The sequence below is a fragment of the Moorena sp. SIO3B2 genome, from assembly GCF_010692525.1.
Lineage (GTDB): Bacteria > Cyanobacteriota > Cyanobacteriia > Cyanobacteriales > Coleofasciculaceae > Moorena > Moorena producens.
Genome location: NZ_JAAHHE010000002.1, coordinates 139,578 through 158,972, shown reverse-complemented (window position 1 = coordinate 158,972; position 19,395 = coordinate 139,578). Strand labels below are relative to the sequence as shown.

Below are 19,395 nucleotides of genomic sequence, written 5' to 3'. Positions count from 1 at the left end.
AATGATTGCAAATACGGTTATGATGCCCAGGCGTCCCAATTACGTCTAACATTGCTTCGCTCTCCGACGTGGCCCGATCCTGAAGCTGATCAAGGCATCCACCAATTCACCTATGCTCTTTATCCTCATCAAGGCAATTGGCGTTTTGCAGATACAATTCACCTAGCATACCAGCTTAACTTACCATTTCTAAGTTTACTTTGGTCTCCCCCCAATAGTTCTGTTGTCAGTAATAATGTCAGTAATAATAGTCAACCTTCTTTACCATCAACCGGACAACTATTAAATTTGTCAGCCAAGACTTTAATTTTGATGGCACTTAAACAATCCGAAGATATCCCTGATCAATGGATTCTCAGGTGTTATGAATCTCATGGGGAGTCAGCAAATTTATCCTTAGTAAGTGATTTGGGATTAAAAGTAGTTCACCCAGTTGATTTATTGGAAAGACCCGTTAGTTTATCAGAACCATCACCGGATGGAAAAGTAGTTCAGATAGAGCCTTGGAAAATAAGTAGTTTTGCAGTTAGATTAATAACCTAGAAGGGAGTCGGGAGTCGGGAATCGGGAATCGGGAGTCGGGAGTCCGGAGGTAAGCTATCAGCTATCAGCGTGTCGCGTATCAGCTATCAGTTATCAGCTAAAGGCTGAGGGCTGAGGGCTGAGGGCTGAGGGCTGAGGGCTGACCACTGACCGCTGAATCCTTACCTATTTTCTAATCTGCACTGGCATAATCAAATAGGTCATCTTCAATCCCCCTAGAGGCATAAAAATCACAGGACTATTAGCTTCATTCATCTGCATTTTAATCTCAGAGGTAGAAAGGGCTTTTAAGCCATCAATTAAGTACTTAACATTAAAAGCAATTTCCAAACTATCACCCGATATTTCTACTTCCATTGACTCCCGACCACTACCCAAATCTTTTGCCTCTACCGAGAGGTGAAGCCGCTGGTTAACACTATCGATATTAAACTTGACAATATTATTTTTCTGATCAGCCAACACTGCAATCCGTTCTACTGCACTCAGTAATTGACGGCGATCGAGAATGAGCTGACGCTCAAAGTGTTTGGGAAGCAGCTGATGATAGGAAGGGTACTGTCCTTCCAGAGTTCGGCTTGTTAAAAGCTGTTCTCCTCCTTGACAAACAATCTGACCAGGTTCAAACTGAATCGCAATAATATCTTGAGCTTCAGCCTTAGATACTATCCGCTCCAACTCCCTTAACGCTCTAGCTGGTAAAGTAAATTCTAGGGGGAAATCATGATCATCCAATTCTTGGGTAGCTTCAGTCGTTGCACTTTCCTCTATTGTGCGATTAGTTTCCACAACTGCTAGTCGGTGACCATCGGTAGCAGCAAATTCCAATTTGTCCGACTGTACAGTAAGGTGAACCCCCGTCAACACTTGCTTAGTTTCATCAGAACTGGTGGCAAATAAAGAACCCTGCAATCCAGCCTTTAAGACTTCTACAGGAATATGAACCGCAACGGATGTGTTAACTTCCGGCAGTTCGGGGAATTCCTCAGAACTCATGCCTCGAACCTGATAACGTCCGGTAGCCGAGGTTAAGGTCACAATCAGGCTATCACTGTCTGTTCCTGTCCCATCATCCTCTAGAGTAATTTCCCCTGAAGGTAGACGGGAGACAATATCATTGAGCAGTTTGGCTGGCAGCGTAATTTCCCCTCCTGTCTCAACGTCAGCATTAAAGCTAGTCTGGATACCCACGCTCAGGTCGAAAGCAGTTAGTAGCACCCGCTGATTTTTTTGGTCTGCTTCTAACAAAACATTACCCAGCACAGGATGAGTAGGGCGAGAAGGGACTACCCGACTCACTAGTGAAAGGTTTGTATTGAGGTCACTTTGACTGCAAACCAGTTTCATGATTGGTTTTCTAATGGGGCTTGCTTTAGCAAAAAACTATAGTACTCGATTACTAATCTTTCTACAAAACCACCTCAAAAACCTAAGTATTCAGTGGTCAGTAGTCAGCGGTCAGTGGTCAGTGGTCAGCGGTCAGTGGTCAGCGGTCAGTGGTCAGCGGTCAGCGGTCAGCCTTTAGCTGATAGCTGATAGCTGATAACTGATACCTGATAGCTGATAGCTGATGACTGATAGCTGATGACTGATAGCTGATAACTGATAGCTGATAACTGATAGCTGATAACTGATAACTGATAGCTGATAGCTGATAGCTGATAACTGATAGCTGAATACTAATTGGGCTAGTAATCCATTTGTGGAAAAAGTTGTGGAAAAATTCGGTGATTTTTCCACAGAGCATTTATACTCAGAAGCCAGATATTCCAGCAGTAGACTCGATCATAACATCAAGCTCAAGGGGTTAATTAATAAACTTTAATTAATAAACTTTAGTTAATATAGTGTTTTCTAGGCTAATCAGGTACAGAGTATTTTTTCCCTGTTCCCTATTCCCTATTCCCTATTCCCTATTCCCTATTCCCTATTCCCTAAAAGCCAGGACAAAATTACCTCAAACGTCGCTGATAATTGCTATAAACACGCTTTATTTTTGGTTTTGACTCCTGGCTGTCAGATTTATGCGATCGCTTAACTGAGAAAGTTTCTGAGCTAACTCATCATCTTTTTCCCGCAGCTGAGTTATTTTATCGCAGCTGTACATGACTGTCGTGTGGTCTTTGCCCCCAAATTCTTCCCCAATTCGGGGTAGGCTCAATTCTGTATGCTGCCTCATCAGATACATGCTAAATCCGCAATAGTTCCCAGAGTAAATAGTTCTAACAGCTGTTGGGTCAAGCCTTTGAGTTGACCCAGTTCTTGTGCTAGACAGATAGCTAAAATGTAAGCTATCCCTACACCCGCTAAACTTCGGTAGGGTGACTCTTCCGGCAGTTGCTTAGGATTGAGAATGGCATCAGCGTCTGGAAGTTCTGGAGGTAGGTCATGGTGGTCAGTTACAATAACCGTTATTCCAAGTTCTACAGCTCTAGCAATAGGTTCATGGGCAGCAATACCATTATCAACCGTTAAAATCACACCCACCCCTTCCTCCGCAAATTCTTCCACAATCCGTGTATTGATGCCATAACCCTCTGTCATCCGGCTGGGTATGGCGTAGTCTACATCAGCCCCCAACCAGCGTAATGCTCTGAGTAACAAAGCCGTGCTGGTCATGCCATCAGCATCGTAGTCTCCACAGATAGCGATTTTTTCTTGATTTGCGATCGCTTCAGTGAGCATCCCGACACTAATTGCCAAATCGGGAAATTCATCAATCGGTGCAGGCATCACCTGAGATAGGGGATTGAGGAAAACCTCGGCTTGTTCAGAGGTTTCAATGCCCCGATTGATCAGGAGTTGAGCGATTAGGGGGGAAATGCCTCTAGCTTGGGCGAGTTGGTCAGCTTGTTCAGTTTTGAGGGGGGCAATTTCCCAACGCTGATTAGGCAATTGGGCATGGGGTTTGGATGGGGTGGGTGAGAGGTGGTTGTGCACAGGTGTCGTGATCGAACAACAATAGCCCATACTACCACCCATACTATCAGTTATTGAATTTGACCGAAATAATTACAATAGGTTATAATCTTAACATTTTGTAATACTCAGCTGCCTGGGTTTGTCAAGCCAGAGATCACCTATCGATAGATATATCTTTAACAGCTATCTGCAAACCCCTTTAATCCTGATTAATTGTCAATTTTAAATTGTTAATTAATCAGGAAAAATTGTCTGGTTTCTATTACTTAACCGTAGTCAATAGGACAGGCTCTGAACCCTATTTTAAATTAAAATTTTTTTATTAAACTTCCCGACTAAAATCAGGAAAGTAAGTCAATTTCAAGGCACGTTTAACAAAATCAGAAGGAACTTTGGTAACTATGGATTACCGCCATATTCAGTTTTGCGATCGCAAATCTCAAATCGACTATTACCAGCTACAGCAATTGTTTAACCTAGGTGCTTTTTGGGCAAAAGACCGAAAAATCGAGGATTGGCAAGTTGCGATCGCTAACAGTAATCCTGTCATCAGCGTTTGGGATAACCAGAAGCTGATTGGATTAGCTAGAGCTACCTCTGACGGAATTTATCGGGGAACCATTTGGGATGTCGTTATCCATCCAGACTATCGAGGAGCTGGGCTAGGGCGTAAGCTAGTGGAAACCGTACTCTCTCATCCTCAGATGAGCCGAGTAGAGAGAGTTTATCTGATGACCACCCATCAACAAAGTTTTTACGAACGCATTGGTTTTGAGGTGAACTCCAGTACCACAATGGTATTGTACAATCAGCCTCTAGCTACTCCAGTGCCTAGTAAGGCTCTACAATCTCAGGAATCCCCTGGGGTATAGAAACTTGAAACCGGGTAAGATTCTCAGCAGAGGTATCATTGTCAGCTTCTTCACTGGGGACCGCTAATACTTCTATACGCCCCTGCATCACTTCCAAGAGTGTTTGAATCATCAACAAGGTCAGTCCAGATGAAGTGGATACCGTTTCACTGGGCTGTTTTGATTGATCTGGTGGTAATTGCAATAAATCAACAGCTTCAGCCCAACAGCTGATAGCACAGGGCATATCAATCCAGATGGAAACTGTTTCAGATTTAGAGGAGAGTGTAGTCGAAACTTTAATTTCACCACTGCTTATCTGAGTAATCGCAGTATCCACAATCATTAGTAATGCTTGTCGAAAACGCCGTGGATCTACTAAAACGTGAATTTGGGGGTCAGGTGGAACTATTTGCAGTTGGAGATTGCGATTGGCAGCTTGCAAATAGGTCAGACGATAGAGGTCTTCCAACAGCTGCTTCAAGGGGACTGAGCAAATCTCCAAAACGTTAGTACCGTGTTCAGTTTTAGCTACAGCAGTCACCTCATCAAGCAGTTTGACCATAGTATGGGCAGAGGCGTTAGCCTGGTTCACAAATTCTCTCTCTTCTTCTGGAGACTCACACAGATCCGACAAAATCAACTGATGTAAACCAATCAACCGACTCAGAGGCGATCGCAACTCGTGGGAAGTTCGTGCCAAAAATCCGGCTTTAAACTGGCTCATTTCCATTGCCATTTGGTAAGCCAATTGATTTTGCTTGAATTCCTGTTTCAGACCCTGGATTTCTTCAGCATCAGTATCAGTTTGATGGCATCCAGAGGTCTTTGAGTCTGTGCTTTCATGGAGGTGCGACCCAAGGCCGGGGAACCCGGCCATTGGAAAGCGCACCTTAAGGTGCGACCCAAGGCCGGGGAACCCGGCCATTGGAAAGCGCACCTTTAAAAATTTCCGGAAGCGACTCCCCATAACTCCTAACCCAATGCCTACTAGCAAATAGATCAGATCTGTCTCACCCATGCTTATTAAGTCTTGCCACACTAAAAACGTCAACAGGTGCGACCCGAAGGTGCGACCCTAGGCCGCGAGGGATTGCTCGCGGCCTTGGAGGCGCGACAATCGCGCGAATTTAATTCGCCAAGGTCAAGCGCACCTAACAAAATTGAAGGATAAAGAATGAAGGTTGAAGATTGTACTGCTGGTAATCGACAAGGGTAGAGTTGGGTAGGCAACGAGGCTAAAAAAATACCTGTTGCTGAGTAACCAATCGATAGAACCTTTTCAGGATTCCTTCACAATTCAGGGTTCCTTCACAATTCAAACTTCATACTTTTTTGTCAGATCTTTTTAAGGATAGCTAGTTTTTTTAAAAGGTGAGTAGAACTATTCAAACTCTGAATCGTCTAATTCAATCCCTCCAGCACGCAAAATTTCCCAGCCACTGCTGGTCCATTTGGCAACAGTAGACGGGACGCCAATCTTGTCTGGTTTGATCGCTTCTAACTCAGCTGGCTGGAGGGTCAATACCTCGGGAAACTGCACCTCAACCGCTGCCATTGTTTGTAAAGGTGGCTCGCCTGAGTAATTAGCACTGGTAGTTGCCAACGGACCAGTCTTGGACAAAATTGCGATCGCTATCCTGGAAGCTGGCACACGCACCCCAATAGTAGTCGGGTCAGAAGGATTCATAACGGTAGGTACTTTATCTGAAGCGGGTAAAACCAATGTTAATGCTCCTGGCCAATACTTAACAGCCATGTGTTCCCAAATCGACCTCTGTGCGGAAGTACCTTGAACAAATGGCCAAAGAGACTTAGGAGATGCCCCCATCAAAATCAAAGGTTTGTCTTGAGGACGCCGCTTTGCCTCAAACACCAACTCTGACTTGTGCGGTAGCACTGCTAGTGCTGGTACTGTATCTGTCGGAAAACTTACCAGCTTACCTGAGAGAGCCCCGGAAATCAGGGTAGCCATAGAAACTTGGGTCATTGCTCACCAGCACACTAAAAAGTAGAAGCTATCACGTCAAAGGTAAAAGCTTGGGAAAATTCTCCAAAGCTTTTTACCTGTGGGCATCTATGCATACCTTGTTTATACTTCATACTTCCTATAAGCTAGAGCAAAGCGGTCAATACCTGCTAAATCTGGAAATATCTGGATCTCAGAGTAACTGCCATGGTTTTGGAGTAGTTGAACAACCTTGTCCGCTTGTCCTGCCATCATTTCAATTAACCAAACACCGCCTGGGCGCAGATAATCCCCAGACATGTCAATCAGCTGTCGGATACAGTCTAGACCATCCCTGCCACCGTCGAGGGCAATATGGGGTTCATGGTAGTATATTTCTGGTTGTAGCTGTTTGAGGGAGTTACTAGGTATATAAGGTGGGTTTGCCACCATACCACTTAACTGACCTTTCAAGGCTTCTAGAGGTGAATACCAATAACCATGGTAGAACTTAATTTTTTCTGCCATGCCCAACTGTTGAGCATTCAATTGAGCGATGGCAAGGGCTTCTTCAGTGCAATCAACGGCATGAATAGTCCCATGGGGAAATACCTCTGCCAGTCCACAAGCGATCGCTCCACTACCAGTCCCCAAATCCGCCCAGTGTCCTGATGATAAGTCAGGTGTAGAGCTCATAGCTACACCATTGACCGCCAGATCAATCAGGGATTCAGTTTCTGGGCGGGGAATCAGGACAGCTGGGGAAACTCTCAAGGAGAAATGACGCCAAGGAGTAACCCCAGCTAGGTATTGAACTGGGCATCGCTGATGGATACGCTTTTGCCACAGTTGGGTGAGTACAGGTAGAGGTTGGGAAAGTTGAATAGTTGAGTTTTCAGTGGCTTGCCCTAACAAGGAACACTGTTGCCATGACTCCAAGCGTAGCACTAATGGGTCAAGCTCAGCTACCTCCTTTAGCAACCAGTCCACTTCAGCTGTAGGGACACCTGCCTCGGCGGCAGACTTGCAGGCATCTTGACGCCACTGCCAGAGTTCTTTTCCCGAGACCACCCACCGCTGACCCATAATCATTGATTTGGACGTTGGAGTTGATTTTGGGACAGACCTTGCAAAAATTTCAGGGATTCCTGGGATGGCACTAGTACGATTTTCTCTAGCTGCTGATCGTTGCTGTCCTGTAAGGTTTTTATAACGCCCTCTAGAGGCACTACCTCTATCTTAACCTGGGAGTTAGGGTCTTGCTGCTTATAGCGATTCACTATACTCTGCAATTGCTCTTTGTTAAAAAAGAACGGAATTGATGAGACCCCATTTTGTTGAATGGTTAGGTATCCGCTGTTGCTAGCTTCTTTGGCCACAAACAGCGGTACGCCCTGAAATGGCTTTTTTTCTTGACCATTTTGGTTCCAGATCGCTTGTGCCTGCTTTACCTGCTGTTGGTTTGGTATGTAGGCAAAATTTAAACCATTGGGAACAGTGCGATTCTTTTGATTTTGCTCATGAACTTCCCCCAAAGATACAGGCACTACTTGAACCTTGTTACCTAGTTGAGGATTCTCCTGCTTTAAACGCTGTACAAAGGCATTAGCATCTTCTTGGCTAATAAACACACCTGCCACTGAGGTAGTCTTCTTTTGATCTTGCTGATCTGGAATTGAGGCTACTAGTGGCGAACCTTTAGTATCAGTAACTGCAAATACAGGTACAGGTGTCAACTTTTCTCTTACCTGCTCTTCGGTCAGAGCCAGTGCCGCTAAATTTTCCGCACTCACTGAGCCTAGTAAGGCACTCCCTACTAAACTTAATGTTGTGCCCCAACGGAACAATGATTTCATAGAAATTACCTCGAATTTTAACGAAGAAGAGCCTGTTACAACTAGAATACCCTGCTCACTGAGAGATCTGAACGCAACTTACTAACCTCTAGTAGAGGCAGAGATTAAATTCATTCTTGTCGATCATAGCTTGACGTGGCATGTTAACTTAGCTGATCAGCGGCGTTTCATGGCTCTGCACCTGACTATTATCAAGTTTCACTGACTTTACCCTGGTGTCTTGACTGATTAGACTTATTGATTGATCGATTTCCAATCGGGATGACAGGATTTGAACCTGCGACATCCTGCTCCCAAAGCAGGCGCGCTACCAAGCTGCGCTACATCCCGGATGCTACCTCTAAGCAGTATAACCAGTATAACTCACTTTTGGCATTTTGTGTGTACTCTAGATTAATCTGGATACCAAAACATGCCTTTAATACCTTCTGGGTCAGGCATAAATCCCATTTTACGGTAAAAACTTACCACTTGAGGATCGGCAAATAGGGTGATATTGCTAATATCTTGGCTGCGCAATTTTTTGATCATATATCTCATCAAAGCTTTACCTAGTCCCTTGGCTTGGAAATCTGGATGAACTACTACATCCCAGATTGTGGCATTGAAAGCATGATCAGAAGTGGCACGGGCAAAGCCAATTAAGCGCCTCGTGTTACCTCGCTGGTACCACATAGAAGTAACCAAAAAGCTATGCTGAATGGCTTTCTTAACTTTGCGCAGAGGACGCCGAGACCAACCAACAGCATCACAAAGTTCTTCCAATTCGTACAGGTCAATTTCCCGTGTTGTACTGAAAAATACCCGTGAGGTACCGTCGGTGCGATATTTGACACCTTCTACGGTATCTCCTTCAGATCGTGTTTGAGGCAAAGCAGTATCAGAACTGCTAAAGAAGCTTTTCCAAAAACCCATGCAGGTGTGACAGTGGCGTTATCATAATTGTGAGCTACTTGGACTGGTAATGGTCTTCTTTCCCTGACGGCTCAGACGTTCTGGGTCTCGGTCAACCAGAGCCAGACTTAAATGTTTTAAAAAACAGAAAGTGATATTTGATCTATATGGTTTTACTCCACCAGGAAAACTATCATACCCGACCTACCTTGATCTGAAACTAATTCTTTGTGCAAATGATAATACCACAATTAAGCCTCCTATCCAAATTCCCATCCTAGCATTCCCTCAAGGCTCGCGCTCTTTGAAGTTGCTTGGGTAAGATTCTCGCGTCGGAGGGGGCACAGCTGTTTCAGGCTAGGAAGGTACCGAAGGTGGGGAAGTTGGGGAAGATTAGTTAGACTAGGCTAATCAGCAGGATTGCTCAGAAATGAATCAGATCCGCCCTTGTTGTTGGCTGGGGGCTCCAACCCATATATATCAAGAAATCAAGCAAATCAAGGTGCGCTTTCCAATGGGCGAGTAAATCGCCCTTGGGTCGCACCTCAATGTTAAACTCTATCTATATATACATTTAAGGCTCTTTTATCAGTATTTTTGTAAGTCCCCCTAGAAGCTGACGGGGTTGTGTTAACTCAAAAAGCTTAGGTGCGCTTGACCTTGGCAAATTAAATTCGCCACGGGTCGCACCTTTTGATAAACAAGAATAGCCACCTACCCCTATCGATCACTGTGGGTTGGAAATCATCCCAACAAGAAATCCTGAAACGCTTCAACCGAGCGTTTCCTAAGTTCTATGAACAGTTTGTCAGTAGTGAGATCCAACTGCACAACCTCAAACTGGCTTACCGACTCTATAAAACCCAACATGCTGTAATTGAGATCAAACCGGAAGGCTCAAAAAGTGTCCTGCACTTTGCTTACCGCAATGAGTCTTTTCTGCTCAGTGACATTTTTGGCGTTCTGACTGCCTATGGACTGACTATCCACAGTCTCAGTCTTTATGGTCAAATTAGTCCCCCAATGCTGGTGTTTATGAAACTAGTGGTGTCTCGTGACCGGAAAGCGCTGACCTACAAAACCTCAGAAAATGTCTGCCGTGCCCTGAGGGAGGCTTTGGCAGGGCGCTTTGAGGTGGAACAAATGCTGGCAGTGGAATTTAATCTCGATGCTGGCTTGAAGCAGGTAGAAACAGAATTTTATGTAGACCCAGTGTTTCATCTACCAGCGCTGTTAATTGAGGCCAATAACCAACCTGGATTATTTTACAAAGTTATGTATGCCATCTGGCAAGAGGATTTACTGGTGGTCAATGCCAACTTGCTGGTGTGGCGGGGACGAACCCGACTGATTCTTTACCTACTAGGTCCTAACGGAAACTTGATTCCCGATTATTTAGGTCAAAAAATTGCTGAAAGCATTCGGAGGCGATTACTAGGTCAAGTGTTTTAGTTATCATTGGGTGACAAGCACAGGTGAGACCCGAAAGTGCGACCCAAGGGCGATTTACTCGCCCATTGGAAAGCCCACCAAAGCCAGAATTTAATTCTTAATGGGGAAAGCGCACCTAAGGACTTATGCCGCAAACCCAGTTTCTTAAGGTAATTACTACGATTTCAGCCTTTGATATATAACCAGAAACCGGGTTTTAAGGCTATTGGTGGCTAAGTCCGTCATCCTGCCTACTTTTCAAGTAAAGACAAACAAGATGTGATTAAAATCACTGACTAATTTCCTATCCTGTTAATTCTTCGATAAGATCAAGGTATGGCAAGCATTAACATCCTAGGAGTATCCCATACTTACGAATTAACACCTCCTACTCAATCATCCTGTCCTGTTCTGGTTTTCATCCACGGCTGGCTGTTAAGCCGTAGCTATTGGCAACCTCTAATTTATAGGTTGTCACAGCAGTATCAGTGTCTGATTTATGACCTGCGGGGATTCGGTGAATCCCAGTCCCAAATTCATAACACTCAAAGCTCAACATCGAACCGGGACTCGGAATCACCATTTCCTGAGACTGCTGCTTCATCCACTGACCGCTATAGCTTAGCTGCCTATGCTCAGGACTTGGGCATCCTGCTAGAAAAACTGGGAATCGAGCCGGCTTGGTTGGTTGGTCATTCCCTAGGGGGTAGCATTGCTCTATGGGGTGCCTATTTGCTGCCTCAGAGGATTCAAGGGGTAATCTGTCTTAATGCTGGTGGTGGGATTTATCTGAAAGAAGAATTTGAGCGGTTTCGGGTGGCTGGTCAGCAGTTGGTAAAACGGCGTCCCCGTTGGTTGTGTTATGTCCCTTTACTGGACTTACTGTTTACCAGGGCTCAGGTAGCGCGCCCTATTGCCCGGAAATGGGGACGTCAACGGGTTATTGATTTTGTTACTGCTAACGCAGAAGCTGCATTGAGAACCTTATTAGATTCTACCACAGAAGCGGAGGTGCATCGCTTACCTCAGGTAGTTTCCCGACTCAAACAACCTGTTTATTTCATTGCTGGTACTAAGGATAAGGTAATGGAACCCAAATATGTGCGCCATCTTGCTAGTTTTCACAGTCTCTTTCAATCCTGTGGGGACAATGTGATTGAAATTGCTGAATGTGGACATATGGCGATGGTTGAGAAACCAGAGACTATTGATGATCAAATTCGTCAAATTTTGGCTAATTACAGTTAATTAAAATGGTTAATTAGAATGGGCGAGGCTCAAGCTAATAGAGAACTTTAGCCTCACCCCAGGCTGGGAATGATCGGGCGATCTAGCCGAGATTTGCTTAATGCATAACCTAGATAATTCGGCGTTGATGATTAATGGAATAATTGAGGGGAGTGGGGAATGGGGAATGGGTAACTGACCACTGATAAATGACCCGACTATACTTGATATCATTTCTTACTTCAGCAACGTCGAAAATTCAGAGGGAAGTGCTAGGCAAGTGCAGCACCAAACAGATCACCGGCTTCATTTGCTCCTAGACCTGCCTGATCCAGTCCTTGGCTAGGTACCAATCCGTTAGCGGAGCCATGAAAGATAAAGGCAAACCCGGACTTGGGATCAGACCCAGGAGCTTCACCAGGGGCTCCAACCCCTAGGTCGTCAAAACCGTCGCCGTTGAAGTCTCCCACTGCTAAGGATTCACCAAACCGATCACCAGCCTCATTGGCTCCCAGTCCTGCCTGACTCAGCCCTTGGCTGGCGACCAGTCCGTTCTGGGAACCATTAAACACAAAGGCAAACCCCGACTTGGGAGCCGACCCCGGGGCTTCACCAGGGGCACCAACTACTAAGTCGTCAAAACCGTCGCCGTTGAAGTCTCCCACTGCTAAGGATTCACCAAACCGATCACCAGCCTCATTGGCTCCCAGTCCTGCCTGACTCAGCCCTTGGCTGGCGACCAGTCCGTTCTGGGAACCATTAAACACAAAGGCAAACCCCGACTTGGGAGCCGACCCCGGGGCTTCACCAGGGGCACCAACTACTAAGTCGTCAAAACCGTCGCCGTTGAAGTCTCCCACTGCTAAGGATTCACCAAACCGATCATCAGCCTCATTGGCTCCCAGTCCTGCCTGACTCAGCCCTTGGCTGGCGACAAGTCCGTTCTGGGAACCATTAAACACAAAGGCAAACCCCGACTTGGGAGCCGACCCCGGGGCTTCACCAGGAGCCCCAACCACTAAGTCGTCAAAACCGTCACCGTTAAAGTCTCCCACTGCTAAGGATTCACCAAACCGATCATCAGCCTCATTGGCTCCAAGTCCTGCCTGATCCAGCCCTTGGCTGGCGACCAGTCCGTTCTGGGAACCATTAAACACAAAGGCAAACCCCGACTTGGGAGCCGACCCCGGGGCTTCACCAGGAGCCCCAACCACTAAGTCGTCAAAACCGTCGCCGTTGAAGTCTCCCACTGCTAAGGATTCACCAAACCGATCATCAGCCTCATTGGCTCCAAGTCCTGCCTGACTCAGCCCTTGGCTGGCAACCAGTCCGTTCTGGGAACCATTAAACACAAAGGCAAACCCGGATTTGGGAGCCGACCCCGGGGCTTCACCAGGGGCCCCAACCACTAAGTCGTCAAAACCGTCGCCGTTGAAGTCTCCCACTGCTAAGGATTCACCAAACCGATCACCAGCTTCATTAGCTCCGAGTCCTGCCTGACCCAGCCCTTGCCTGGCGACCAGTCCGTTCTGGGAACCATTAAACACAAAGGCAAACCCCGACTTGGGAGCCGACCCCGGGGCTTCACCAGGGGCACCTACTACTAAGTCGTCAAAACCGTCTTTGTTAAAATCTGCCATAATTATTTACCTACTTGGATTTGGTTTGAGCGCTTTCCCAATTCCCTCTGTAGACTTCTCAGACCCAGTTCAGGAGTTTATGCAGTCAGTTACGAAACTTTACATTGATTGGGTAGGCTATGATAATCACCAGCCAGAAACTCTCTGCTGATTGTTGGTCTAAATTAGCTTGCCCAAATCCAGTACCTGTGCAGAACCAGTCAAAAAGAGCATTTGCACAGTAGCGATGCAGCGCGGTCTTGGGGGTTTCCCCCATGAGCGACTGCATCAAGAATGGTGCGATCGCTCCCGTAGCCTGGTGTTGGTAGCGGGTAAACATTGCCTGATAGCTCTTGCAGTAGTCTTCGTAGAGTTAGCGTGTTTTTTTGTGTTAAACCTGATCCATAAAGAGCGCCCTGATTACTTTAACAGTCGGATCAGAATGCGTAGATAATGTGGCAACAAGACCCCCGAAACCATCAAATTCTGTTTCTCTCCATCTTCCTAGTCTTGGGCATCAGCACTCGGGACTGGACACTAAGACCAGACTTGATTCTAGTTGTAATCGCAAGCTGTCTACTAACTCAGTGGTTAGCAGCATTTCTTTGGTCAAACCCCAAACACAGATCCGCAATCAAAAACTCTGGGGAGCTTGGCCTCTCTTTCTTTGGCCTCCCTTTCCTTGGCCTCCCTTTGAGTTTTAATCCCAAACCCTATTTCCAAACTAGCCTTGAATGGTGCAAAATTCAAACCTTAGAAACAATTCTTAATCTGCTGACAAAAAAATCAAATTGCCCCCAGGATAATGATGCTACTTTCGCCAGTTCTCCCAAACCCCCTTCCCTAAAAAGTGCTATGATTACAGCCTTAAGCTTGAGTCTGCTGCTGCGTGCTGATAACTATAGCACTATGGTTTTAGCTGGCTCCCTAGGAATTTTGAGTAAATTTATTTTCCGAGTAGAGGGCAAGCATTTTTTTAATCCAGCCAATTTCGGAATTATTGCTGTTCTTATCCTAAGCAATGATGCTTGGGTTTCTCCCGGACAGTGGGGGGATGATGGTTGGTATGCTCTATTATTTGCTGGTACTGGCAGTATGGTGTTAAAACGGGTAGGACGATGGGATACAACGGCAGCGTTTTTGGGTGCTTATGCCGTTTTAGAAGGGATTAGAAATGTCTGGCTTGGCTGGAGTTGGGATGTATTTTGCCATCGCTTGATGAGTGGGTCTTTGTTACTATTTGCCCTATTTATGCTAACCGACCCTCGCTCAATCCCCAATGCACCGATTAGTCGATTGCTATGGGCGGTGTGTATTGCGTTACTCACTTTTATATTGCGCAATCAATTCTTCATGCCTACTGCTATTTTCTGGGCGTTGTTTGCCCTATCCCCTTTGACCGTAATTTTGGATTTTATTTGGTCATCTACAAGATTTTCCTGGCATGATAGTGAATCTTAGGTGCGCTTTCCGCATCTAATTATTAAATTCGCCACGGGTCGCACCTATTAAATGACGTGAATTAAGCTTATAAAAATGAAAATTATTCGGGTTATAAGTACTATTATTATAACGGTTTTAGTGAGTTTAGGGTTGGCTCAAAAAGCTTGGGGTTTTTGTGGGTTTTATGTGGCCAAAGCTGATACTAAACTATATAACCAGACGTCTCAAGTGGTAATTGCTCGGGATGGCGATCGCACTGTTTTAACCATGGCAAATGACTATCAAGGGGATGTTAAAGACTTTGCCATGGTTGTCCCAGTTCCTGTGGTGCTTCAGCGAGAACAGGTGAATGTAGGTGACCCTAAGATTATTGAAGGCCTCGATCAGTTTAGTGCACCTCGACTAGTGGAATATTTTGACCCAAACCCCTGTGCCGATAACCGAAGGTATCTCGAAAGTGCGCCAGCAGACCTAGGTCGTCCAGGTGGCACAAGGGGAGCGGATGCTTATGATCGTAGTTTAGGTGTCACGGTAGAGGAGCGCTTCTCAGTTGGAGAATATAACATTCTTATCCTCAGTGCTAAGGACTCTAGAGGTTTAGAAACCTGGCTCAGACGCAACGGTTACAAAATTCCACGGGGAGCAAATCGGTTATTGCGACCCTACATCCGCCAGAATATGAAATTTTTCGTTGCCAAAGTCAATCTGGAGGAATTTGACCCCCCCAATGTGAATCTGCACGAATTTGACCCCCCCAATGTGAATCTGCACGAATTTGACAAAACTGCCTACCAACGGTTGCGACCCCTCCAGATGGCTTACGAGTCTCCCCGATTTATGCTGCCCATTCGCTTAGGAATGATGAATGCTACGGGTGAGCAAGACCTGATTGTGTATGTGTTATCACCCCGAGGTCAGGCTGAAATTACAAACTACCGCACTGTGAAGATTCCTTCTAATACTGAAATTCCAGTATTTGTCAAAGCAGAGTTTGGTGATTTCTACACTGCTATGTTCCAAACTGCTTACGAGGGTGAAGGTAAAAAAGTGGCTTTTCTTGAATATGCTTGGGATATGGCTAGTTGTGACCCATGTTCAGCTAATCCCCTCAATCGGGAAGAACTCCGGAAATCAGGTGTCTTTTGGCTAAACTCAGGAAGAACCAATAGAAGACCCAATAATGTTTATATCACTCGCCTCCATGTTCGCTATACCCGTGATACGTTCCCAGAAGATTTGATGTTCCAGGAAACGTCAAACCGTGAATTGTTTCAGGGACGATATATCCTTCGTCATCCCTTTACTGGGAAGATGAGCTGTAGCGCAGGAGTTGACTATCAACAATCCTTAAATCGACGATTGAAACAGGAAGCTCAAACCTTAGCTGAGTTGACTGGATGGGATATTGATGAAATCCGCAATAAAATCGATTTTCCTGATGTTAAGCCTATTCCTTGGTGGAGACATCTTTGGTAAACCATGGAAATCGTTACTTGTGACTTGTTACTTGGTTACTTGTTTTACTTGTTATTTCTTACTTGACAAGTAACAAGTAACCTAGACTTAATGTAAAGCAATCTAAATTTTAACAAAGATATGTAACGCAATTATAGCGTTTCTCGCAGTTATGAGGTACACTAGTCTTTGAGACTGATTACCTTAAAACCCTCTTTACTATTGCCTTTTGCCTTTTGCCTTTTGCCTTAAAGGGATAAGCAATGTCGCTCATGAGTATGAGAACTGCTATATCATAAATTTGACGGGTTGAACCAGGGTAAGCTCATCTAAATTAGTATCAAAAACTACAGATAAAAGTTTTTTGACTGAAGTTACTCTGTTCATTTGTACTACTTTGAGACTCAAACTCCCTTAAGGTAAGCGATGTAGCAATTGAGTTTCCCAAAAGGGAATAGGTAATAACCAATTTAAATGCATATCAGCTTATTTATAGGACAAGTTTTACTGCCCTTATTTTTACCCAAAGGAATGCGACCGGATCGGGTATTACGGGCAATTGTAGGATTAACAATATTTAGTTCAGCTGATCTAGCAGAAAAGGTGCGGGGTGGAATCCAAGCCATACCGAGAGGTCAAGTAGAAGCTTCTAAAGCCCTAGGTTTGAATACCCCGTTCACTTTAGGATTGATTGTTTTACCTCAAGCTTTTAAAATATCGATTCCATCGATTGTCGGTCAGTTTATTAGTCTGTTTCAGGATACAACACTGTTGGCAATTGTGGGATTATTATAATTGAATTATTGAATGATTAATTATAAATTATGAATGGGGTTGAAGGCGACTTAAAGTCTAGCTTTAGCTAAGTTCTGCTCAACCAGTCGCAATAGCAGAGGTTCCACTGCTAGCCCATATGAATGATAAGTGATGAATGATCAATTCTGAATGGGGTTCTGAGGTACTTGTTCAGCTTAGATGTTAATAACGGCAAGAGACCTTAACATCCTAAACTAACACTGACTCCTTGCTCGATTAAGATGATATTTTTATTGTTGATAGTCTAGATAAATTCGGAGTTAAACGCTATGTCACAAGAAATCTTCGACTTTGTGATTCCTCTCTATCAGTTGCGCTGGAACACGCGGGGTGTGCTTGAGGGAATTACAACCCATTACAAACCTCGCAGTATCCATGTGATTTCACCTGAGCCAGAGGCGCGATCACTACAACAGGTGTCTCAGGGTTGGGAAGTGGCTCCCCTTTATACCCATTCTGAGGAAACCTTCTTTCAAAAGAGTGGTCTGACAAAAGACAGAATTTGTGCTGAACTGGAACTCGGGGAATCCCTTTATACTCCAGGCTGGTTCTATCAGCAACTCTTAAAACTGGGTGCTGGTGAGGGAATTGATGACTTAAGTGAATGGTATGTTGTCTGGGATAGTGACCTACTTCCGGTTGCGACTTGGCCGCTGATTTGTGAGGAGAACCAAACCCAACAGCATACGTTTGCCCTACTTCAGCACAATCAGTGGGGCAATGCGAGCATTGTCTCCACTTGGGCAGAATGGATTCGCTCGGTGTTGGGGGTTGAACCCCTAACAGACCCTGAAGGCACTTTTATTCCCCATCATATGTGGTTTAAACAAGAGCACCTTAAGTCCTTTAAGTGTCAGGTGAGCAACTACTTTCAATCGGATGACCATTGGTTGTTGCTGATGATGCGATCTGCGCTGAAATTTGGCACCTTTAGTGAATATTGGTCTTACGTTTCCTGGGTGGCAGCTCAAGCCCCAGATCATCTGGCTTTTCATCCCTATGAACGCTATGGGGCAACCACTGAACGGTTTTTTGATGATGGTACGGGTTTGTTTTCTGCGACATTACGGCGATATCAATCGACGGTATCCCAGCCGACTCAAGAAAGCTTTTCTCCGTCCTATACAGAGTTAGAATCCTTTATTCAAGCTGAGTATGGGTCAGATCCGCTGCCATCTTCTTTATCTTTTGAAAGTAGCCCTCGACATCTCAAAAAGAACAGAGAGAATATGCATATCGAAGAGTTGCGTTCTCGTTGGAATCCTCGCATGACTGAAGTCTCTAGCACACACTAAAGATTGGAAATCTAAATGGATTCGGGTTCATCTGGGATGGCAGCAGGTCACCTCCCGGTATATAGGACTCACCATGACCGAGACATCAACAAGTTTGGGAATCCCGCGCCAAAAGTGAAACGTTGGCGTCGGGAGGAGGTCAACAATGGTCTTCAAACAACCTGTTGACCGAAAAGTCGTTAGTTATTGTATGAAAACAATCGGTTTATGCCACTCCAAAGACTACAAAAATTGATTAAGCCTATTATCCAGGATATCGGCTATGAATTAACAATTCGTAACCGGATTAAACAGATTCCGATTATTCAAGAAATAGAACGTTTAAGGACAAGTGAACGCTATCAAAATCCTCAGGGTTTAATTGCTTTTGGTAGTAAGGTTTATTCCCAAAGTGATGAAGATGGCATTATTAGAGAAATCTTTAACAGGATTGGTGTCACGAATCAAATCTTTGTTGAATTTGGCATTGGCAATGGCTTAGAAAACAATACCCTTGCCCTGCTTTTTGATCATTGGCAAGGTCTATGGATCGATGCGTCGTCTAGTTCGGTAAATAAAATTAGAAAATATTTTCATAAAGTCATAGAAAATGGTCAGTTAAAAATCGTTGAATCCTTTATTACAAAAGAGAATATTAACGAATTAATTTCTGCCAATATAGATGCTGATGAAATCGATATATTATCAGTCGATATTGATGGTAATGACTATCATATTATTGATTCAATCACCTGTATAAGTCCCAGAGTGATTGTCGTTGAATATAATGCCAAGTTCACACCACCCATTTTATATTGTATGGACTATGATGCCACACACAGATGGGAAAAAGATGATTGTTTTGGGGCTTCATTGAAGTTTTTTGAGGTCAATCTAGATAAAAAAGGGTATTATCTTGTGGGCTGTAACTTATCGGGTGTTAATGCATTTTTTGTCAGAAAAGATTTGGTTAGTGATCAATTTTTTGCTCCGTTCACGGCTGAAAATCATTATGAACCTGCCAGGTATTATCTCTCGGGATATTTTGCAGGTCATCCTGCCAGCTATCAAACCTTAGCAAAATCTCTGACCATGCGCTCTATTTGAAATTCGCTG

General features: G+C 44.7%; 19 protein-coding genes, 1 tRNA gene and 3 pseudogenes. 11 read left to right on the top strand and 12 right to left on the bottom strand.

The annotated features are described in order from the left end of the window. Positions 1-543 (top strand): glycosyl hydrolase-related protein (locus F6K38_RS00975; RefSeq protein WP_287355903.1); only part of this gene is annotated, 543 nt, incomplete at its 5' end. Positions 544-708: 165 nt separating this feature from the next. Here the strand turns inward: F6K38_RS00975 and dnaN are convergent. Further along, entirely contained in the window at positions 709-1,890 is a 1,182-nt protein-coding gene (gene dnaN, locus F6K38_RS00970; protein WP_008186326.1) for a DNA polymerase III subunit beta, read from the bottom strand. Here dnaN and F6K38_RS00965 point away from each other — a divergent pair. Next, positions 1,889-2,068, top strand: coding sequence for a hypothetical protein (locus F6K38_RS00965; RefSeq protein WP_008186328.1), 180 nt, complete (start codon positions 1,889-1,891; stop codon positions 2,066-2,068). The two genes, dnaN and F6K38_RS00965, sit on opposite strands and share 2 nt — an antisense overlap. Here F6K38_RS00965 and F6K38_RS00960 read toward each other — a convergent pair. The 3 genes and pseudogenes from F6K38_RS00960 to F6K38_RS00950 form a co-directional block, all read right to left on the bottom strand. Beyond that, the gene (locus F6K38_RS00960) at positions 2,065-2,283 is read right to left on the bottom strand and encodes a hypothetical protein (protein ID WP_044493786.1); all 219 of its coding nucleotides are present in this window, start codon (positions 2,281-2,283) and stop codon (positions 2,065-2,067) included. The two genes, F6K38_RS00965 and F6K38_RS00960, sit on opposite strands and share 4 nt — an antisense overlap. Before the next feature lie 250 nt (positions 2,284-2,533). Beyond that, a pseudogene (locus F6K38_RS00955) lies at positions 2,534-2,800 on the bottom strand (helix-turn-helix domain-containing protein); the annotation flags it as partial. After that, positions 2,731-3,513 (bottom strand): annotated as a pseudogene (locus tag F6K38_RS00950) (single-stranded-DNA-specific exonuclease RecJ); the annotation flags it as partial. The pseudogenes F6K38_RS00950 and F6K38_RS00955, both read right to left, overlap by 70 nt. 353 nt (positions 3,514-3,866) lie before the next feature. On the opposite strand from F6K38_RS00950, the gene F6K38_RS00945 reads away from it, so the two are divergent. Then, positions 3,867-4,337: a GNAT family N-acetyltransferase gene (locus F6K38_RS00945; RefSeq protein WP_008178414.1), complete on the top strand. Its 471-nt coding sequence runs from the start codon at positions 3,867-3,869 to the stop codon at positions 4,335-4,337. Here F6K38_RS00945 and F6K38_RS00940 read toward each other — a convergent pair. The 6 genes from F6K38_RS00940 to F6K38_RS00915 form a co-directional block, all read right to left on the bottom strand. Further along, positions 4,297-5,337, bottom strand: a complete 1,041-nt coding sequence (locus tag F6K38_RS00940) for a sensor histidine kinase (RefSeq protein WP_008178416.1) — start codon at positions 5,335-5,337, stop codon at positions 4,297-4,299. The two genes, F6K38_RS00945 and F6K38_RS00940, sit on opposite strands and share 41 nt — an antisense overlap. Positions 5,338-5,700: 363 nt before the next feature. Beyond that, positions 5,701-6,306: an L-threonylcarbamoyladenylate synthase gene (locus tag F6K38_RS00935; RefSeq protein WP_008178418.1), complete on the bottom strand. Its 606-nt coding sequence runs from the start codon at positions 6,304-6,306 to the stop codon at positions 5,701-5,703. Between the two features lie 102 nt (positions 6,307-6,408). Continuing rightward, a complete protein-coding gene (gene prmC / locus F6K38_RS00930; protein ID WP_008178420.1) occupies positions 6,409-7,356 on the bottom strand; it encodes a peptide chain release factor N(5)-glutamine methyltransferase in 948 nt (315 codons plus the stop codon). Beyond that, positions 7,353-8,120 carry a Tic22 family protein gene (locus tag F6K38_RS00925; RefSeq protein WP_008178422.1) on the bottom strand — a complete coding sequence of 256 codons (768 nt, stop codon included), beginning with the start codon at positions 8,118-8,120 and terminating at the stop codon, positions 7,353-7,355. Before F6K38_RS00925 ends, prmC begins: the two co-directional genes overlap by 4 nt. Positions 8,121-8,376: 256 nt before the next feature. Next, positions 8,377-8,450: transfer RNA gene (locus F6K38_RS00920), tRNA-Pro, on the bottom strand. Positions 8,451-8,513: 63 nt separating this feature from the next. Next, complete coding sequence (locus F6K38_RS00915; RefSeq protein ID WP_008181937.1) at positions 8,514-9,035, bottom strand: GNAT family N-acetyltransferase; 522 nt, start codon at positions 9,033-9,035, stop codon at positions 8,514-8,516. 705 nt (positions 9,036-9,740) lie between these two features. Between F6K38_RS00915 and F6K38_RS00910 the strand changes: the two genes are divergently transcribed. Both F6K38_RS00910 and F6K38_RS00905 read left to right on the top strand, forming a co-directional pair. Further along, positions 9,741-10,466, top strand: a complete 726-nt coding sequence (locus F6K38_RS00910; RefSeq protein ID WP_044492570.1) for a hypothetical protein — start codon at positions 9,741-9,743, stop codon at positions 10,464-10,466. Positions 10,467-10,781: 315 nt separating this feature from the next. After that, positions 10,782-11,693, top strand: coding sequence for an alpha/beta fold hydrolase (locus tag F6K38_RS00905; RefSeq protein ID WP_287312212.1), 912 nt, complete (start codon positions 10,782-10,784; stop codon positions 11,691-11,693). A 251-nt stretch (positions 11,694-11,944) separates the two neighbouring features. On the opposite strand, the gene F6K38_RS00900 is transcribed toward F6K38_RS00905, so the two are convergent. Both F6K38_RS00900 and F6K38_RS00895 read right to left on the bottom strand, forming a co-directional pair. Next, a complete protein-coding gene (locus F6K38_RS00900; protein WP_008181932.1) occupies positions 11,945-13,312 on the bottom strand; it encodes an FG-GAP and VCBS repeat-containing protein in 1,368 nt (455 codons plus the stop codon). Between the two features lie 85 nt (positions 13,313-13,397). Then, complete coding sequence (locus F6K38_RS00895; protein ID WP_008181931.1) at positions 13,398-13,631, bottom strand: hypothetical protein; 234 nt, start codon at positions 13,629-13,631, stop codon at positions 13,398-13,400. Positions 13,632-13,744: 113 nt separating this feature from the next. Here F6K38_RS00895 and F6K38_RS00890 point away from each other — a divergent pair, with 113 nt between their 5' ends. From F6K38_RS00890 to F6K38_RS00865, 6 genes and pseudogenes are all read left to right on the top strand, one after another. After that, positions 13,745-14,752 (top strand): RnfABCDGE type electron transport complex subunit D, encoded by a 1,008-nt coding sequence (locus F6K38_RS00890; RefSeq protein WP_008181929.1) that lies wholly within the window; start codon positions 13,745-13,747, stop codon positions 14,750-14,752. Positions 14,753-14,827: 75 nt separating this feature from the next. Beyond that, on the top strand, positions 14,828-16,210 hold the full coding sequence (locus F6K38_RS00885; protein ID WP_008181927.1) for a DUF2330 domain-containing protein: 1,383 nt from the start codon (positions 14,828-14,830) through the stop codon (positions 16,208-16,210). Between the two features lie 465 nt (positions 16,211-16,675). Continuing rightward, positions 16,676-16,981 (top strand): annotated as a pseudogene (locus F6K38_RS00880) (ABC transporter permease subunit); the annotation flags it as partial. A gap of 293 nt (positions 16,982-17,274) precedes the next feature. Next, complete coding sequence (locus tag F6K38_RS00875; RefSeq protein WP_008181924.1) at positions 17,275-18,300, top strand: DUF6492 family protein; 1,026 nt, start codon at positions 17,275-17,277, stop codon at positions 18,298-18,300. Between the two features lie 15 nt (positions 18,301-18,315). After that, a complete protein-coding gene (locus tag F6K38_RS00870) occupies positions 18,316-18,468 on the top strand; it encodes a hypothetical protein (RefSeq protein ID WP_154659738.1) in 153 nt (50 codons plus the stop codon). A 63-nt stretch (positions 18,469-18,531) separates the two neighbouring features. Then, a complete protein-coding gene (locus F6K38_RS00865) occupies positions 18,532-19,386 on the top strand; it encodes a hypothetical protein (RefSeq protein WP_287355902.1) in 855 nt (284 codons plus the stop codon). Positions 19,387-19,395 lie beyond the last annotated feature (9 nt).

Excerpts from the sequence above, each read along its gene's own strand:
- F6K38_RS00965 (WP_008186328.1), top strand. The coding sequence starts at position 1,889 with ATGATTGGTTTTCTAATGGGGCTTGCTTTAGCAAAAAACTATAGTACT.
- dnaN (WP_008186326.1), bottom strand. The coding sequence starts at position 1,890 with ATGAAACTGGTTTGCAGTCAAAGTGACCTCAATACAAACCTTTCACTA.
- F6K38_RS00945 (WP_008178414.1), top strand. The coding sequence starts at position 3,867 with ATGGATTACCGCCATATTCAGTTTTGCGATCGCAAATCTCAAATCGAC.
- F6K38_RS00940 (WP_008178416.1), bottom strand. The coding sequence starts at position 5,337 with ATGGGTGAGACAGATCTGATCTATTTGCTAGTAGGCATTGGGTTAGGA.
- F6K38_RS00935 (WP_008178418.1), bottom strand. The coding sequence starts at position 6,306 with ATGACCCAAGTTTCTATGGCTACCCTGATTTCCGGGGCTCTCTCAGGT.
- prmC (WP_008178420.1), bottom strand. The coding sequence starts at position 7,356 with ATGATTATGGGTCAGCGGTGGGTGGTCTCGGGAAAAGAACTCTGGCAG.
- F6K38_RS00925 (WP_008178422.1), bottom strand. The coding sequence starts at position 8,120 with ATGAAATCATTGTTCCGTTGGGGCACAACATTAAGTTTAGTAGGGAGT.
- F6K38_RS00915 (WP_008181937.1), bottom strand. The coding sequence starts at position 9,035 with ATGGGTTTTTGGAAAAGCTTCTTTAGCAGTTCTGATACTGCTTTGCCT.
- F6K38_RS00905 (WP_287312212.1), top strand. The coding sequence starts at position 10,782 with ATGGCAAGCATTAACATCCTAGGAGTATCCCATACTTACGAATTAACA.
- F6K38_RS00900 (WP_008181932.1), bottom strand. The coding sequence starts at position 13,312 with ATGGCAGATTTTAACAAAGACGGTTTTGACGACTTAGTAGTAGGTGCC.
- F6K38_RS00895 (WP_008181931.1), bottom strand. The coding sequence starts at position 13,631 with ATGTTTACCCGCTACCAACACCAGGCTACGGGAGCGATCGCACCATTC.
- F6K38_RS00890 (WP_008181929.1), top strand. The coding sequence starts at position 13,745 with ATGTGGCAACAAGACCCCCGAAACCATCAAATTCTGTTTCTCTCCATC.
- F6K38_RS00885 (WP_008181927.1), top strand. The coding sequence starts at position 14,828 with ATGAAAATTATTCGGGTTATAAGTACTATTATTATAACGGTTTTAGTG.
- F6K38_RS00875 (WP_008181924.1), top strand. The coding sequence starts at position 17,275 with ATGTCACAAGAAATCTTCGACTTTGTGATTCCTCTCTATCAGTTGCGC.
- F6K38_RS00870 (WP_154659738.1), top strand. The coding sequence starts at position 18,316 with ATGGATTCGGGTTCATCTGGGATGGCAGCAGGTCACCTCCCGGTATAT.